At 61.3% G+C, this 17,164-nt stretch carries 13 protein-coding genes; 5 read left to right on the top strand and 8 right to left on the bottom strand.

Annotation, left to right across the window (positions count from 1 at the left end):
* Positions 1-14: 14 nt before the first annotated feature.
* The 3 genes from BLS26_RS11675 to BLS26_RS11685 form a co-directional block, all read right to left on the bottom strand.
* Positions 15-1,127 (bottom strand): S9 family peptidase, encoded by a 1,113-nt coding sequence (locus BLS26_RS11675; RefSeq protein ID WP_244541911.1) that lies wholly within the window; start codon positions 1,125-1,127, stop codon positions 15-17.
* A gap of 328 nt (positions 1,128-1,455) precedes the next feature.
* Complete coding sequence (locus BLS26_RS11680) at positions 1,456-1,911, bottom strand: nuclear transport factor 2 family protein (protein WP_092511184.1); 456 nt, start codon at positions 1,909-1,911, stop codon at positions 1,456-1,458.
* Positions 1,912-2,031: 120 nt separating this feature from the next.
* Positions 2,032-2,817, bottom strand: a complete 786-nt coding sequence (locus BLS26_RS11685) for a type III pantothenate kinase (RefSeq protein ID WP_092511186.1) — start codon at positions 2,815-2,817, stop codon at positions 2,032-2,034.
* Between the two features lie 187 nt (positions 2,818-3,004).
* Here BLS26_RS11685 and BLS26_RS11690 point away from each other — a divergent pair, with 187 nt between their 5' ends.
* The 4 genes from BLS26_RS11690 to BLS26_RS11705 all read left to right on the top strand — a co-directional run bounded on the left by BLS26_RS11690 (position 3,005) and on the right by BLS26_RS11705 (position 9,289).
* Positions 3,005-3,940, top strand: coding sequence for a LysR substrate-binding domain-containing protein (locus BLS26_RS11690; RefSeq protein WP_157676420.1), 936 nt, complete (start codon positions 3,005-3,007; stop codon positions 3,938-3,940).
* 221 nt (positions 3,941-4,161) lie between these two features.
* A complete protein-coding gene (locus tag BLS26_RS11695) occupies positions 4,162-5,619 on the top strand; it encodes a sigma-54-dependent Fis family transcriptional regulator (RefSeq protein ID WP_305764657.1) in 1,458 nt (485 codons plus the stop codon).
* A 187-nt stretch (positions 5,620-5,806) separates the two neighbouring features.
* Positions 5,807-7,216 (top strand): GntP family permease, encoded by a 1,410-nt coding sequence (locus BLS26_RS11700; protein ID WP_092511192.1) that lies wholly within the window; start codon positions 5,807-5,809, stop codon positions 7,214-7,216.
* A gap of 57 nt (positions 7,217-7,273) precedes the next feature.
* Positions 7,274-9,289 (top strand): acyl CoA:acetate/3-ketoacid CoA transferase, encoded by a 2,016-nt coding sequence (locus BLS26_RS11705; protein ID WP_092511194.1) that lies wholly within the window; start codon positions 7,274-7,276, stop codon positions 9,287-9,289.
* A 264-nt stretch (positions 9,290-9,553) separates the two neighbouring features.
* Here the strand turns inward: BLS26_RS11705 and BLS26_RS11710 are convergent, their stop codons facing one another.
* From BLS26_RS11710 to BLS26_RS11730, 5 genes are all read right to left on the bottom strand, one after another.
* Positions 9,554-10,840, bottom strand: coding sequence for a hypothetical protein (locus BLS26_RS11710; RefSeq protein WP_157676421.1), 1,287 nt, complete (start codon positions 10,838-10,840; stop codon positions 9,554-9,556).
* Between the two features lie 83 nt (positions 10,841-10,923).
* On the bottom strand, positions 10,924-11,382 hold the full coding sequence (locus BLS26_RS11715; protein ID WP_157676422.1) for a hypothetical protein: 459 nt from the start codon (positions 11,380-11,382) through the stop codon (positions 10,924-10,926).
* 678 nt (positions 11,383-12,060) lie between these two features.
* On the bottom strand, positions 12,061-12,972 hold the full coding sequence (locus BLS26_RS11720; RefSeq protein ID WP_092511200.1) for a LysR family transcriptional regulator: 912 nt from the start codon (positions 12,970-12,972) through the stop codon (positions 12,061-12,063).
* Positions 12,973-12,996: 24 nt separating this feature from the next.
* A complete protein-coding gene (locus BLS26_RS11725) occupies positions 12,997-13,782 on the bottom strand; it encodes an SRPBCC domain-containing protein (protein WP_092511202.1) in 786 nt (261 codons plus the stop codon).
* Positions 13,783-13,812: 30 nt separating this feature from the next.
* Positions 13,813-15,435 (bottom strand): FAD-dependent oxidoreductase, encoded by a 1,623-nt coding sequence (locus tag BLS26_RS11730; RefSeq protein WP_197681333.1) that lies wholly within the window; start codon positions 15,433-15,435, stop codon positions 13,813-13,815.
* A 392-nt stretch (positions 15,436-15,827) separates the two neighbouring features.
* Between BLS26_RS11730 and BLS26_RS11735 the strand changes: the two genes are divergently transcribed.
* Positions 15,828-16,829, top strand: a complete 1,002-nt coding sequence (locus BLS26_RS11735; protein WP_092511206.1) for a LytTR family DNA-binding domain-containing protein — start codon at positions 15,828-15,830, stop codon at positions 16,827-16,829.
* Positions 16,830-17,164 lie beyond the last annotated feature (335 nt).

Genomic DNA, 17,164 nt, shown 5'->3' on the forward strand with positions numbered 1-17,164 from the left:
AATACCAAGACCTTTCAAATACCGAGCCGCGAAGCGATCCAATCGAAAATATACTCGTTGGCGAGAGTCGGGTTGTCGACATGCGCCTGCATCGCCGCCGTCTCGGCGACGGCGAAAATTTTAAGCGTGACGTCACGCCCGTCTTCCTTGATCTGCGTGAAAAGCTCCCGCACGCGCTCGGCCCTCAACCAGCCGCGCTCGCCGGTAGCGATCAGCACCGGACATTGGATGTTGCGTGCGACCCGGCCGAAATCACGATCCGGACGCGAGAAGGTCGGCTGAAACGGCGCACGCGCGGCAAGGAAGGCGCGCTCATGCAGGTCCCAGATGCCGCCGTCACACACGGCCGCCGCAAAGCGATCGTCAAATGCGATGCCGCGGGCCACGAACGACGATCCCCATCCGTCGGCCAAAATGGCGATCCGGCCGGCATCGACATCTTTCCGCTCGACGAGATAGTCCACGACGTATCCGAGGGCGGTTTCGAGGTCGGGACGGCCGACGATCTCGTCGAACTCCGAACCCGTCCCGGCCCCCAGCAAATCGACAGCGAGCAACGACATCCCACGCTCACGCGCATAGCGCGCCACCTTGTGGAGAAGCTCTTCCTTGCGCTGGCCGGGTTCCCCCATGCAAACGACGACAGGCGCGGGGCGCACCGATTGCGGCGCCGGCAGGAAATAGGCCTCGAGCGGATATCCTTCGAGCCACGGGATTCGCACCACCTCGCCGCGCGGGCTGCAGCAGTCGAGATAGTCGCGCGCGCATTGCCGCATGTTTGATGTCGCGAACCAGTAGTGACGGTCCTCGCGATCGAATGGCAGCGCCGCCGACTGATAGTAATTGATGGCGCGCAGCCAGTTGCTCTTTGCGGTCAGCAGATGGCCGTCGCGCAGCGCGGCGTTGCCGCGCTGGTAGTTCACATCGGCAACGCTCATCCATTCGGTGTACCAGGAATGATCGTTCGACGGATCTATCCGGCTGGCAGTGACACGGCACTCGGCGGCGGTTGCCCCTCCCTCCTGCGCAGATCCCATCAGCCTCAGGAATTCAATCGACAGATCTCCGCGCTCAGGCCACAAGGTCCAGCCCAGATCGGGTTCGGTTTCGCCGCAATCGATGCTCACGCCTCCCCCTTCCAGCTCCATTGTTGAGCGACAACATGAACCTTGCAGCGAACCGTGCATTGACGTCTCCGTTGCCCTCGACCCGAGACGATCAACAGTCCGGGCATGTTTTGCCGGCCGGACGATTGCGCGCGCCGGAATATTCGGGCGCCCGCCTCCGTTAGATATTTCCGCCCTTTGAGTGCCAGATCGAGCAGCGAAAGCGTTTATTCCCGGTTCACGGGCAGTTTACCGAGAAGGATACGGCTGCTTCTCCGGCCTGCGCCGCATGCTCGTCGAGCGAGCTCGTTTGTCGTCACTGGAACGCCGACGAGGTGCGCAGTGAATCTTACGCCGCGCCGCTATCCGCTTCGGCTAATGTGAGTGCAAGCTTTTTTGACAGGGCCCGGTGCAGGCCTTCCGGCGGCACGCCGAGTTGCAAGAGGACCTGACCGAAATCCAGATACTCGCGATAGCTGGCGATTCTGCCGTCGCGGAATTCGAACAGGCCCATGGCGAATAGGCGAACCCGCTTGCCAGCGCTTTGCGGCACCGCATCGGTGATTTGCGAGTCGATGGTCCATTCAATGGCGACGCGCAGTGCATCGGTTACCCAGGTGTGAACTTTCCAGCAGGCATCAGCTTCGAGAAACATCCGATCGAGCATCTTCTTCAACTCGCCATGACCGCTGTGCGTGCCGTACGTCACGTCCTGATAGACAGCGTCGTCGGTGAAACAGGCTAATGCACCCGGAATGTCCTTGCGATTGTATGCGGCAATGAATTCTTCGACCCGGGATTGCATGACATGGCTCCTTTCGGTTGACTTCTCGGTCTCCACTCTTTCAGAAGAGAAACATCATGGCGAGCTTCGAACTCGATGCATCAGCGCAGCGGATGCGAGATGCCGGTTCGGAGAAAATGGTCAAGCCTGTTGACGGCGATCTCGAACGTTTCGCCGGTAGATGGCCAGTAAACCACGAATCGTCAGGTCGGGATCGAAGTGATCGATCGCCGTGGTTGCGCCGTGGAACAACGATGCGACGCCGCCGGTGGCGACGACTGCCATCGCTTCGTTCCGCTCGGCCTTGATGCGAGCAATCATTCCCTCGATGAGCGCAACGTGACCCCAGAAAATTCCGGACTGCATGGCGCTAACCGTGTCGTCGCCCACCACACGCCGAGGCTTTTGCAGCGCGATCCTGGGAAGCTTCGCAGCCGCTGCATGCAGCGCCTCCATGGACAGGTGGACGCCGGGCGCAATGACGCCTCCCTCGAAAGCGCCATCACCGCCGATCACGTCGAGCGTGATGGCAGTGCCGCTGTCGACAATGATCAAAGGTCCGGAATAGAGTTCGATCGCGCCGAGCGCATTGACCAGACGGTCCGATCCAACCTCCGAGGGCTTGAGGGTGCGCACCTGAATGCCGAGCTCGGTATTCTCGCCGATGATCAGCGGTTCGACGCCCAGGTATCGACGCGACAAGTTTCGAAGGTTGAAAATCGACTGCGGCACGACACTCGAGATTACACAGGCGTTCAACAGGCCGAGATCCAATTTGTGCATCGCCATCAGCTGCGACAGCCACACGACGTATTCATCGGCGGTACGGCTAGGCTCGGTGGCCGTGCGCCATTGGGCAACCCAATGGTCGCCGTCATGAACCGCGAACAGACTGTTGGTGTTGCCCTGCTCGATTGCCAGTAGCATCGGTTCATCCCATGCGATTCAGGTCCAACGCGTCAGTATCTCGCCACCCTAGGAGAGCGAATGGGGACGACGGAATCAAGAAGTGCCGATTCATTCATAAGAAAAACATTTTCCTATTGAATTTATTGAACTATTCTCCTGTGGAGCAACCGTTATCGGTTGATCATCGGTGCGCGAGCAGGACACCATGGAGACCAGACGGCTCCAATACTTCATCGAAGTCTGCAAGGCCGGCAGCATGACGCGGGCGGCGGCGCGCCTCGAATTGAGCCAGGCCGCCCTCAGTCAGCAGATCGCTATTCTGGAGACGGAATTCAAAACCCGGCTTCTTGATCGAAATCGCACAGGCGTAAGGGCGACGCCCGCTGGCGAGATGTTGCTGCGCGAGGCTCAGATCATCTTGCGGCAGGTCGATCAGGCCAGAGGCGCCGTCACCGCCCAATCGGGCCAGATCTCCGGCACCGTCTCTATCGGTTTTACTGCCGGGGCCGGCGCGTTGTTTGCGGTTCCGCTGATACAACAGATCCGGCGTCTCTACCCGCAGATTCGTCTTCACGTCCTCGAAGGAATGACGGGTGAACTCACGGAACGCATCATCAATGGTCAGCTCGACCTTGCGACCCTGCTCCGCAATGAAGACCGAGCGGGGGTGCTCTCAAAGCCGATGTTCAAGGAAGAATTGTTTCTGATTAGCCCCGCGAGTTTTGGTCTGGCGGAAGGCGTGCAGCTGGTTGAACTCGAAGCGCTTCGAATGTTGTTGCCGAGTTCACGACATACGCTGCGCGCATTGTATGATGCCGTATTTCGGCAGGCCGAGATCACGCCAAATATTGTTGCTGAAATCGACTCGGTATCGATGATCCGAACTGCGGTGCTTGCCGGAATCGGAGCCACCATCAATCCGCGCTCCTCCTGGACGGACGAGCTGGAAGATGGACTCGTGCGCGCGAGCCGGGTCACAGATTTCTCTATGCATTTGAGTTACTGGCTTAGCCGCTCGCCGTCTCCTTCCACCACGGCAGCCAAGGCCGTTTGTTCGGTATTGGAGAAGATTGTCGCGGAAAACGTGCCAGTTCAGGCTACGTCTGCTTTGCCCGCAGGAAAAGACATTCAGTTTATGTAATTGAAATTGCGATACAAATATCCGTCCTGACAACCTGGACAGGCGCAGCGCCGGCCCGCATTGTTGGCTTCCAGGTTTCATCCGGCATCGATGTGAAATCAGGCAATCTCCTGCTAGATTGGGCGCAACGAAGTTCCAGCCCTTTTCGGGATAGGTGGAGCGTGGGACGGGCCGCATCGGTGATTCCATCACCATCTGCATTCGGTAATTGTTGAAGGGCCATGCGCAATCCCATGACCGACCGCCAGTCCATTGTCAGCGATCCCGAGAGCGTCCGCGCCCGGGCCATGGAAACGCTGTTCGAGCGGCTGGAGAGCCTGTGCGAGGGCGCCATTGCGATCGATCGTTCCGGTCGCGTGGTCTACGTCAATGAAAAGTATCTGCACTCGCTTCACCTCAACCACGTCTCGGAAGCGATCGGGCGTCCGATCGAGGAGATCATCCCCAACAGCCTGATGCGCCGTGTCGCCGAGACCGGCGAGCCGATCCTGCTCGATATCATGGAATTGGGCGGCGAGCCGCTGGTCGTCACCCGGATGCCGATCGAGGACGAGAACCGGAATGTCATCGGCGCGATCGGCTTCGTGCTGTCGGATCATCTCGACAACCTCAAGCCGCTGATCGCGCGGATGGGGCAGCTCGAACGCGACCTGCGGCTGGCGAAGCGGCAATTGTCCCAGGCGCGCACCGCGCGCTTTACCTTCGACGATTATGTCGGCGAAACCGCAGGCATTGCGCGGGCCAAGGAACTGTCTGCCCGCGCCGCGCGGCAAAGCGTGACGGTATTGCTGTCAGGGGAAACCGGTACCGGCAAGGAACTGCTGGCCCAGGCCATTCACAACGCGTCGTCGCGTGCCGACAAACCCTTTGTCAGCGTCAATGTTGCGGCCATTCCCGATACGCTGATCGAATCCGAATTCTTCGGGACGGTGCCGGGCGCCTATACCGGCGCCGACCGCAAGGGCCGCGACGGCAAGTTCCGGAGCGCCGATGGCGGCACCTTGTTCCTCGATGAGATCGGCGAGATGCCGCTGCAGTTGCAGGCCAAGCTGCTGCGGGCGCTGCAGGAGCGGGAAATCGAGCCGGTCGGTTCCGACAAGGTGACCAAGGTCGACGTCCGCGTCATCGCCGCGAGCAATGTCGACCTCAAGAAGCGCGTCACCGACGGTGCTTTCCGCCCCGACCTCTATTACCGGCTCAACGTGCTCTCGATCGAGCTGCCGCCGTTGCGCGATTGCGCCGACGATCTTCCCGAGATCTGCGGCAGATTGCTCGACGACATCGTGCAATCGGGCGATTACCTCAACGCCAAGCTCACACCCTCGGGGCTCGCGGCGCTGGCGCGCTACGACTGGCCCGGCAATGTCCGCGAGCTGCGCAACGTGCTGGAGCGCGCCCTGATCCTGAGCGACTCGGGCCGGCTCACCGGCGACGATTTTGCACGCATCCTGCCTGCCGATCCCGCGGTCGGCATCGCGCTGCTGCCGGTGACGGCGGATGCGGTCGTTCCCTATGCCCAGGCCGAGGCCGAGTTCGAGAAGCGGACGCTGGAAGGCGCACTCGAGGCCGCAGGCGGGCAGATTTCGGAAGCCGCGAGGATGCTGCGGATCTCGCGGGCGACGTTCTACAAGAAGCTCGCCAAATTCGGGCTGGCGATGTCGGATTCCCCGACTGTCTGACTTTCGAGACTCAAAGTGTCCGGAGTCTCAGAAAGTTGACGACGTCAGCCGGGCGTCATGTCGCCCGCAGCCCTCCAAAGTGGCGGCATATCAGGCATTTTGCATCATCGCGAGGCAACTGGCGCGGACCTTGCTATGCTCCCGGGATAACGCATGAAAAATGCGCAAGATAGCCCGGGAGGAATTGATGAGTTTTCTGGTCGCGCTGGCCGCCCTCGTTTTCCTGATGTTCGTCGCCTATCGCGGCTTCAGCGTCATCCTGTTTGCGCCGGTCGCAGCCCTTGGCGCGGTGCTGCTGACCGATCCCGGCGCGGTGCCGGCCGCCTTCACCGGCCTCTTCATGGACAAGATGGTCGGCTTTGCGAAACTGTATTTCCCGGTGTTCCTGCTCGGCGCGGTTTTCGGCAAGGTGATCGAGCTCTCCGGTTTCTCCAAATCGATCGTGGCCGCGGTGATCGGCCTGGTCGGCAGCCAGCGCGCGATGCTGGCGATCGTGCTGGTCTGCGCGGTGCTCACGTACGGCGGCGTCTCGCTGTTCGTCGTGGTGTTCGCCGCCTATCCCTTCGCTGCCGAAATGTTCCGCGCCGGCAATATTCCAAAGCGCCTGATCCCCGGCACCATCGCGCTCGGCGCCTTTTCCTTCACCATGGATTCGCTGCCCTTCAGTCCGCAAATCCAGAACATCATTCCCACCACCTATTTCAAGACCACCAATGGCGCGGCGCCGATCCTCGGCATCACGGGCGCGATCTTCATCTTCGTGTTCGGGATGCTCTATCTGGAATGGCGCCGCCGCCAGGCGGCGGTTGCGGGCGAAGGCTATGGCGAGGGCCATAGCAACGAGCCACCGCCGGTCGATACCAAGGAGCTGGCGCCGGCGTTCATCGCCTTTCTGCCGTTGATCGTGGTGTTCCTGGTCAATCTGCTGCTCGGCGGCTTTCCCGGCGTGTTCGGCGGCCTGATCGATCGTGCCTATGGCGCGAACTACGATCTGACGCTGGCACTCGATCATTCGATCGCGACCCCGATAGCCGGCATCAAGGCGATCTGGGCGGTGGAAGGCGCGCTGATCGCGGGCATTGTCACGGTATTCGTGTTCGCGTTTCCAAAATTGAAAAAGACCTTCGCAGAAGGCAGCAAGGCCGCGGTCGGCGGCGCGTTGCTGGCGGCGATGAACACCGCGTCGGAATATGGCTTTGGCGGCGTCATCGCGGCTCTGCCCGGCTTTATCGTCATCAAGGATGCATTGAAAACCATCCCCAATCCGCTGGTCAACGAGGCCATCACCGTCACCTCGCTTGCCGGCATCACCGGCTCGGCGTCGGGCGGCATGTCGATTGCGCTGGCCGCCATGGCCAAGGATTTCATCGCCATGGCCGAGGCGGCCCACATTCCACCCGAAGTCCTGCACCGCGTCGCATCGATGGCGAGCGGCGGCATGGATACCTTGCCGCACAACGGCGCGGTCATCACCCTGCTCGCCGTGACCGGGCTGACGCACCGGCAATCCTACAAGGACATTTTCGCCGTGACCTGCCTGAAGACGCTGGCGGTGTTTTTCGTGATCGCCGTCTACTACGTCACCGGGCTGGTCTGACAACCGACAAAAGATCGGGAAAGCCGAGCCGGATCGAACAATTTCGGAGGAACTCGAATGAGCCAGCATCCGGCTTTGCCCTATTTGCGCAGCGCGGAGAAGGGCAAGATCGTCACTGCGGCCGAAGCCGTACGCCTGATCCGCGACGGCGACACGGTAGCGACCGGCGGTTTTGTCGGCATCGGCTTTGCAGAAGAGATCGCGCTGGCGCTGGAGGAGCTTTATCTCTCCAGCGAGACCGATGCGCCCTACATGCAGGGCAAGCCGCGCAATCTGACGCTGGTCTATGCGGCTGGGCAAGGCGACGGCAAGCATCGCGGCCTCAACCATTTCGCGCATGATGGGCTGGTGAAACGCGTCATCGGCGGCCATTGGGGGCTGGCGCCGAAACTGCAGCAGCTTGCGATATCAAATCAGATTGAAGCCTATAATCTGCCGCAAGGCGTCATCACCCATTTGTTTCGCGATATCGCAGCACGGCGGCCCGGCCACATCTCGCAAGTCGGTATCGGCACCTTCGTCGATCCGCGCCACGGCGGCGGCAAGCTCAACGCCTGCACCACCGAGGACATGGTCGAACTGGTCACGCTCGGCGGCAAGGAATGCCTGTTCTACAAGACGTTTCCGATCGACGTTGGCATCATCCGCGCCACCACCGGCGATCCCGACGGCAACCTCACCATGGAGAAGGAGGCGTTGACGCTGGAGGCGCTGGCGATCGCGATGGCGGCGCATAATTCCGGCGGCATCGTCATCGCCCAGGTCGAGCGCGTGGCCGAAAGCGGCAGCCTCGATCCGCGCCAGGTCAAGGTCCCCGGCATTCTCGTCGACTGCGTCGTGGTGGCGAAGCCGGAAAACCACTGGCAAACCTTCGGCACCCAATACAATCCCGCTTATTCCAGCGAGATCAGGGTGCGTGCGGGGGCGCTGCCGCCGATGCCGATGAGCGAGCGCAAGATCATCGCGCGTCGCGCGGCGTTCGAGTTGAAGGCCAACAGCGTCGTCAATCTCGGAATCGGCATGCCCGAAGGCATCGCCGGCGTTGCCAACGAAGAGCGCATCATCGACCTCATCACGCTGACGGCGGAGCCCGGCGTGATCGGCGGCATCCCCGCCAGCGGTATAGATTTTGGTGCCGCGATCAATACGCAAGCCGTGATCGACCAGCCCTATCAGTTCGATTTCTACGATGGCGGCGGCCTCGATGCGGCCTTCCTCGGCCTGGCGCAGGTCGATCGCTCCGGCAACCTCAACGTCAGCAAGTTCGGCCCAAAGCTTGCCGGCGCCGGCGGCTTCATCAACATCAGCCAGAGCGCCAAGGAGGTGGTGTTCGTCGGCACCTTTGGCGCGGGCCGCCAGCGCGTCGCCGTCGCCGACGGCAGGCTGGTCATCACGGAAGAAGCCAAGGCACGCAAATTCGTCGAAGCGGTGGAGCACGTGACGTTCTCCGGCGCCTTCGCGGGGAAACGCGGGCAACGCGTGCTCTACGTCACCGAGCGCTGCGTGTTCGCGCTGACCGAAGGCAGCCTTGAACTGACCGAAGTCGCGCCCGGCATCGACATCGAACGGGACGTCCTGGCGCTGATGGATTTCAGGCCACTGCTTCGTCGCGATCCCATTCTGATGGATCCGCGGATCTTTCGCGAGGGTCCGATGGACCTGCGCAACGATCTTCTGACCATTCCGCTCGACCAGCGCTTCACGCTCGACGAGCAGCAGAATCTGTTTTTCGTCAACCTGGAGCGCTTCGCATTGCGCAGCGGCGCCGACATCGATGCGATCGCGCGCGCGGTCGAGGCGAAGCTCGGTGGCCTCAACCGCCGCGTCTACGCGATCGCCAATTACGACAATTTCTCGATTCTGCCGGAACTGCTCGACGAATATTCGGCCATGGTGCGCAGCCTGACCGAGCGCTTCTATTCCGGCGTCTCCCGCTACACCACGTCGGGCTTCCTGCGCATCAAGCTCGGCGAAGCGCTGGAAAAACGCGGCGTCGCCGCGCATATCTTCGAAAGCGCCGAGGAGGCGCAGTCGGACTGGCGGAATGTCGAGGGCGCGGCGGCGGCATCCTGACCGCGATCTCCGTCCCGGGTAAGCGAACGTGCGTGTTCCCAAAATATCGAAAACAACCCCATGCAAAGTAGCTGGCGGCCGGCATGGAGGCTTCGAAAGCAAGTTGACACGTCGGGCAAATCACGGGCATTCTTTCATCATCCCGCAATCTCGTAAACACCCGTCGCCCCGCCAGTAGCGGGCTGTCAGAAATGCTCTCCCACAATTAAAATTGCTACCGGCTCGCGGCGGCGAACGATCGCCCGGCGTGATTGCCCGCTCCTGTCACCGTGATTCCTCAGAGCTTTGCCGTTCCTTCTTTTTCTGCTTTTGTTCGTCGAGCTTCTGCTTTTGCTCTTCGAGCTTCACCTTTTCATCGGGAAGCTCATTGCGGCGGCCAAAGAGCGGCGAATTGGTGCGGCCGTTTCCTCGCGGATAGAACGCATCTGTCGATTCGAGGCAGGTGACTTCGGGTGGATCAAGCCGGAGATTCTTGAGATCGTCCTCGCGGCTCCTCGCCTCGACGACGCAAAGTGCATAGGCTGCGCGCCACTGGGCGTTCAGCTCGTAGCCGCCTGCCACGTCCTTCAGCACTTCATCGACCTTCTGCTTTTGGGTTTTTTGCGTGGCTCTCGCCCTCGGGAAGGCCATGCTGATTTTGACCTTGTGCAAGTCCAGGCGGGATCCGGTGAGATTCGCAGTGGCGTTCACCAGCCGGAATTCCTTCGGAACCGGCGCGAGCGTTACGGCCCCGCCAACGTTTCCATTGAACGTCGTGGTGAAGGTGAGTTCGTCGGTGAAGGTGTCCAGTGCACCTTCCTGAACCGATATCTTCAAGAACGACGTCACGGCGCGCGCCAATCCGATCGAGCCGGTGATCGGGTACACAAAGCGCTCGGGTTGAGGCACGAATGGCGGACCGTCCGTCGGGGTGTTTTGAAAGTGTTCGACGGAGCGGTTAATGTCATTGCAGAACTTCCACTTCTTATCCGTCAGAAGATCCCGGAACGTATCCTGGTTCTTGAACGTGCGTTTGGCCTGTCTGGACGCGTTGGCATTGCCGCCGGCGTTGAGGTCGAAGGTGCCGACCGGGTTGAGGACAGGCAGCCTGAAACCGACGCCGGCATCGGCATGATTGGTTTCCGTGATGTCGAAGGTCCATTCATAGGCAATCGCAATATCCATGTATTGCTGCCAATCGCCTTCCAGGTCGACCTTGGGGAAGAGCTTCTTCATCAGCTTCAAATTCGCCGGATCACCAATGGTGTTCGGGTCAAATCCCGTCACCGGCGGGACTTCGTCCGCAAACCAGACCTCGACCTGGTGAACCAGGCCGAGTCTCAACTCGCAACGGGCCGCCGCCACGATCGCTTCCGTCGGGATCGGGGACACGTCGTCCACCAGCGGATGTATCGCGCAGCCTGTCAGCGCGGCCAGGGCGAAAGCCGTGCAGATGCCACGCACACCGCCTGATGGTCCGGGACGGCGGGCGGCCGCTGATTTCGCCGGCCGCGCATCGAAGTTGCGACCACGTCCCAATTGACGGATCGACTCGATGATACCTGTACGCATGACGCCCCACTTGCTGCTCAAGACACAACACGCTGAAAAAACACCAGCCTGGGCGAGCGGAGCGACCTCGCTCCGTTGCCGGGTCAGGGCCGCGCAAGCCGGCATCGTTGATCCATCGGCCACGCACGATCGAGCCCCACGACGCACCATTCGAGTTCAACGCCCGGGTCGTTCGCAATAATCGCGTAGTAGATCGGGTAGTAGCTCGGGTGGAAGCTCGGACGCTCAACGCCGCTCGGCGGTGTGATGCTCCCTTCGCAAAAGCGCCGCGGCATGTCAGCCAGCGGCCAGTACTTCCGACGAATGGTCTCACGCCCGCGAATGCCGACAGCCGTGACGTCCGCGGCCCAATGTCTACCGCGGTATTCAGCATCGATCTGGGCGAACACCGCGGGATCATCGCAGCGGGGCAGGAGATAATACGCCTCCGGCACCGGGCTGGCCCTCGCTGCCTTGTCAGCAGACCAGGCGGGCGACGCGCACAACGCGCTTGCGACCAGGAAGCTCAGTGCTTTGGCTCGAGCAGTCCAAACGGCATTCATCCATCCGTTGCACCCCTTGGCGGCCGGGGGCAGGGCGATAGCCGGCAGAAAAGCTGTCGAAGGAAGCGATCCAATCTGCCTGAAAGCCAGCCATGCGACCGCGACAGACTTCGTCTGATGTGAAGTTGTCGCCCGAAGCCGACGCGTAGCCCCCATGTCCGCCCCCGCAGAACAGCGATATGATGTTGCGACACACAGCTATAGGTTGTCAAGCGGTCTCGGGGCACGCTTTGTCACAGTGACGGTGCATTTAATCCCGTTCTCAAACGGGTCTGCGCGACCGTTGCAACTCGCCCTCGGGTGCGTACTCCCAAACTATCGAAACAACCCGCCGGTGTCCGATAAAGCCGTTAGACGCGTCGGGCAAATCAGGGGCGCCCTTTCATTATTCCGAAATCCCGTATGCGCCCGTCGCCCAGGCCCGCCCGGTGATAGCGCTCGGCAGCAAGCGGAACCCAACGCTTGCTTGCAGACGGCTGCACGTACGGATCATGCGATAGCCATGAGGGAAGCGTTCCCGCCCGATGCAGCGGTGTTCGTCGATACGGATACCTCGTGAACCAACCCGTCGAGGCGGTAGTCATCCGCACCCTCGTCGTCCACAGACCTGCTTTGCACCGGGACCAATGGGCCCGGTCGAGATGCGATCTGCTTCATCGTGTTGAACGTTGTTGCCGCTTACCGCTTAGATCGTGCAACGTCGCGGACTAGTCGGCGAAGCCAGCTATTGGCCGGGTCGGTTTCGGTCCGCTGGTGCCAGCGCATCGACACCTCGAAGCCGTTCATCGGGAACGGCATCGGACTGACCTCCAATCCGGCAAAGATGGCGCAATTCCGTGCGAGCCGGCGCGGCACGGCGGCCACCGCGGCAAGCCCCCGCAGGAGAAACGGAATGGTCAGGAAATGCGGCGTCGTCAGGACGACGAAACGATCCAATGCCCGCTGAGTGAGCGCCGCGTCGATGCCGACCGTCAATTCCTCGCAAAGCGACATAACGATGTGAGGCAGCTTCAAATAGGTCGCGAGGGACAGCGGCGCGGTTACTCCGCATGCGTTAGCGTCATACAGGCAGTCGAACTCCTCGTGAAACAGCACTTCACCGCGATGCGCATCGCCTGGCCCCGGAAAGTAGCCTATTGCCACATCGATCGTGCCGCTCTCCAGCATCGTCGTCACCCGATCGTCTCCGATCGCGGTGACGACCAGGCGCACGTTCGGCGCAACCGATCGCACCAGAGCAAGAACATCCGGAAGTACGGCAACCTCGGCGTAGTCGGTCGCTCCCATGTGAAACACCGTTTCGGCGATTTCCGGCCGAAAGGTACGATCTGCCCATATGCTGCTTCGTATGTCGGCGAGAATGCCGCCGATCGGCCCGGCAAGCTCAAGCGCCCTTGGCGTCGGCTGCATCGTACCCGAGGCGCGCATGAAGAGCTCGTCCCCGAACAGGTCACGCAGGCGAGACAAGGCGTAGCTCATGGCCGGCTGCCCGATACGGATACGTTGCGCCGCGCGCGTGACATTCCGCTCGGTCATCAGCGCATCGAAGGCAACCAGCAGGTTCAGGTCGAACAGACGCAAATCGGTCATCGCATCGCAATTGGGCGAATAGCGTTACGCACCCAACAATGCCTGGGGCATCGCCGAAACGTCGTAACGAAATCCCAGACCCGATCGAATGGCTGGGTCGCCTGCGGCAAGCGCCCGGGCCGCGCCTTCGTCGGCAACACGAACGATGGCAACACCCCACGTGCCCTTTGGATCGTCGACCGGTCCATAGACGATGGCCGTCCCTGCTTGCGATAGCTTCGTCCAATGTGCGAAGTGCTCCTGCATCACCGCAAGCTCCTGAGCCGTCGCGTCCTTCGGGAAGGCGGGCCTGGGCGGATTGAGGCGAAACAGGAAAAACCGCGACGAGGCGACTGCGGGTTCGGGCGCAAAGTGCCGTTCGAGCCATTGCAGCACGAGGCGCCATCCCTCCGCATACGACCGACAGGAATCGGCGCGCCCCTGAAAACCTTCGTGGCGCAGGGTTACGCGCGTTCCTCCTTCCGTCGCCTCAAGCCGATATGTAAGCGTTGTGGGTTTGCCTTCGTCCCAGTCCGCCTTCCATGTCTGCGCTATTTTTCGCGGCGCATCGATCGCGAGGAACTCGCCCTCCACGCTAAAGGCTGTACCATCCGTCTGACGTCCATCGGCTCGCCAATGGCCGTTGACGCGCAGGTCTGCAACCCAGGCCGTCGTGCGGTATACGTCATCCGAGCCCCACCACCGAACAACTTCGTCGGACGCGGTAAGCGCACGGAACACGCGTTCCGGCGATGCTGAAATATCGGCTGTCGCAAGAATTAATCCCGCCACGACATCAGCGACCGATTGAACTGCGCTCCTGGTATTCATGCGGACTCTCTCCAGCCGGCGCCCTCACCGCTATGTAAGCCTCGTAAAGCCATCGGCGCTCCACGCCTCGCTGCCGACGCCGTGATGGACGAAGAACAGGCCGTCCGGGTCGTACTTCTTCTTGATGGCAAGCAGCCTCGGATAGTGCGGGCCCCAATAGGAATTCTGCCACTCGCTCTCGAAAAAACTGCTTTCTGCTACGTATGAACCTGCATCAGGCACGATTTTCCTGAGCTCGTTGATCGCTTTGCCGATCTTGCTTGCGTTTCGGCGAGCATCGGCAAGATCGGGCTCGTGGCCGCGCAGGCCGGGGTAGGCCGGCGGCGCTTCGCTCGCGACGATCGCGAGCGCGAAGGCGGTAACGACAGCGGGATTTGTCGCGGTGTCCGTTGCAGCCGCGATGACCTCCGCAGTCGCTCCGCCGAGCCCTTTCTGAAAATGGATTTCGACGGTCGAGTGCTGGGCGGCAGCCAGCAGCGCTTCCACCAGTTGCGGTCGCCCGTCCGCTCCCAGCAATGAAGCCGGCAGCCACAAGGATTCGAAACCGTGGATGAAATGTCCGGCTTCGCTGAGGTTGGCCGCCCAGAAAACGTTGTCCGCCGGAGCCCCCGGCCGGTCATCGGAGAGAATTGCAGATGGCGCACGTGCCTTGATCGCGGCCGGGTCCCAGCGGGACGCGGCGGGGCCGACGCGGATCGCCGGTGCATGCGTGAACGTGAAGTCGCCGGCAGCCTCGGTCACCCAGCGAATGAACGGCTGCCAGAGAACGTCAATTTGCTGCCTGTCGAGACCCTGACACGACAACTGGATATCGAGCTTGTTGCCAGGCCGGACGTTGACGATTTCGCCCCAATGCGGGTTGTGAAGGCTTTCGGCATAGAATTCGACGAATCGCCGCAACAGCCTGCCAAATGCGGCGCTCGACGAGGCCTCGATCGTCATCGAGACAAAGCCGAAGAAATTCGGCAATTGATGGGTGCGAAGCGTCACCCGTGTGACCACGCCGAAGGTGCCGCCACCGCCGCCCTTCAGAGCCCAGAACAGATCGGGGTTGGTGAAGGCGTTGGCGATCCGGACGACGCCGTCGGCGGTGACGATCTCCGCTTCCAGCAGACTTGCCGCAGCGGTGCCGTAGTTCTTCGAATAGCTGCCGAAGCCGCCGCCCTGGACAAGACCAGCGACGCCAACCGTCCCGCAACCGCCGCCTTGAACGTAACGGCCGCCCTTGGTGGTCACCTGGTTGTAGGTGTGCATCCAGATCGCGCCGGCGCCAACCGTGACCGCCGGTCGAGGCTGTTCGTCGGATCCCTGGACGACAAATCCGTCATGTAGCGTGACGTCGTCCATGAAGCGCGTCCAGATCAAAAGGGAATCGGGTGCGTTTGAAGTTCCGAGGTAGCTGTGACCGCCGCCTTTGATGACGAGGCGCAGGTTGTTCTCCCGGGCGAAATTCACGGCGGCAACGACGTCGCCGGTCTGCCTGGCGGCGACAGCGTAGACGCTGGGGGTGGACGTCCATGCGTCGACCCAGCCGGTGGTCTGGGTCAGCGCGACGTCGTCGCGAATGTAGTACGGGTTCTTCAACTCCCTGAAAACGTCGCGGCAGGAATCGCCGGACGGCCCGTCCTGACAGACTTTCAACGGCGACTGCACCGCGATAAGGCGCCCTCCCGTCTGGCGGTCAAGCCGGTTCCAGCTCGCTGCCGAAGGCCAATCGGGATCCGAGGGACGCGCCCGCCGGATCGGTGCACCGCGAGAAGCTTCGGCTGCTCGCGAAGAACACGCGAAATCCGGTCCGATCAATCGCGCGAACGGTGCCAAGGCCGCGCCGACAAGCAAACTTCGCCGGTTCATCGATCGCTCACAACTTGGTGAAATGCGCGCAGCCCGCGCCGCAACGCCCGATTGCACCAGTCACATATGAGACGGCGCATGCATCTGTGTGATAGAAATCCGGCGGCCGAAGCGACCCCACGGCAATTGAAACCGGCTTTGGGCGCCTCCGATAGGTGACGATCTCTCGCACGGATTTTTCCGATATTCCGATGAACCAGTCCAACGGCCGCATAGAACCCCACCCACACAACGGCGTCGAGCGGGCATGGGACGACCGAGCCCGGTTTGGGGACGAGCGGTCGAACGACGTGACGGACGGAAGCCAGAAAAGGACGACGAGCAGATCGATAACCGCTTACGGCTGGGTCGCTCTCTTGATCGTGGCCGCCGGCATTGTGAACGTATTGTCGATGGCGAAGGACGTAACGCTCTCCGGCGGAGCGGGTTTGCTCAGGCCGCTTTTACTCGAGGTAACAAGCGCCACGGCCTGGATCGCGTACCTGCCGCTTGTTCGTTATGGCGTCGCACAATTTCGTTGGAACCGAAATCGGCCGACGGCCTTGGCGGTCGCGCTGGTCGCAACCCTGCTTTATGCGTTTCTGCACCTGGTTACGATGGTGCTGCTGCGCGAGCTCGTCTTCGGACTGGTCGCGGGCGGTTACGCGTTTCGTTGGGTGGTTGAGTTTCCGTACGAATTTCGAAAGGACGTCATTTCCACCCTCATGATCGCCGTGCTCTTCTGGCTGATGGAGCGCAGGGCGTCGACCAGCGCCGGGACGCCTGCCGCGAATTCAGTCGAACCCTCCTCCACTGCCCTGAAGCAGGGACTGTGGCTCCGGGATGGTCCAACAAGCTTTCATATAGATCCACAAGACATTATCTCGGTGACATCCGCGGGAAACTACGTCGAGTTCAACCTTTCGGTAGGGCGCCGCCTCATCCGCGGAACACTCGCCGCTGAAGAGACGCGGCTCAAGCCGTTCGGGCTTATTCGCGTCCATCGCACCAGGCTCGCGAACCTCAATCATGTTGTGGCCGTAGAGATGCGTGCGGCGGGCGATTTCCTGCTTCGGATGGACAACGGAGACACGATCGCGGGAAGCAGGCGGTATCGGGAAGCAGCGATGTTGATCAAGAACCACGCGGCATCGCTCGACAGCGCGTCGATAGACCACAATATTTCTCACCCACCTTCAGGACGAAGCGGCTGACGTGCCGCCTTGCCGTGGATCGACCGGACGTCCGAAGCGGACGAACCTGCGATGGAAATCCGACGCGGCTTTCACGGTCTCCGGAACCTCGCGGACCAGTTCGATCCGACTGCTCTTTGACAACTTTTTGGCGCAATTGATACAACCACGCGGGGTAGTCGGAACACCTCCCGCTGGTCACAGCCAAGATCACGGAACCGGCCGCGATCCTGATACATCCAGCGGCTTCCCGCAGTATGCCGGCGCGGTTCCCCTCCCAAATCCGTTGGGAATTTGCGCCAAGATTCACGTCGACTGAAAAATTATTCCGACAAGGGAGAAAACACAGTGAGAGC

This window comes from Afipia sp. GAS231 (genome assembly GCF_900103365.1).
GTDB lineage: Bacteria > Pseudomonadota > Alphaproteobacteria > Rhizobiales > Xanthobacteraceae > Bradyrhizobium.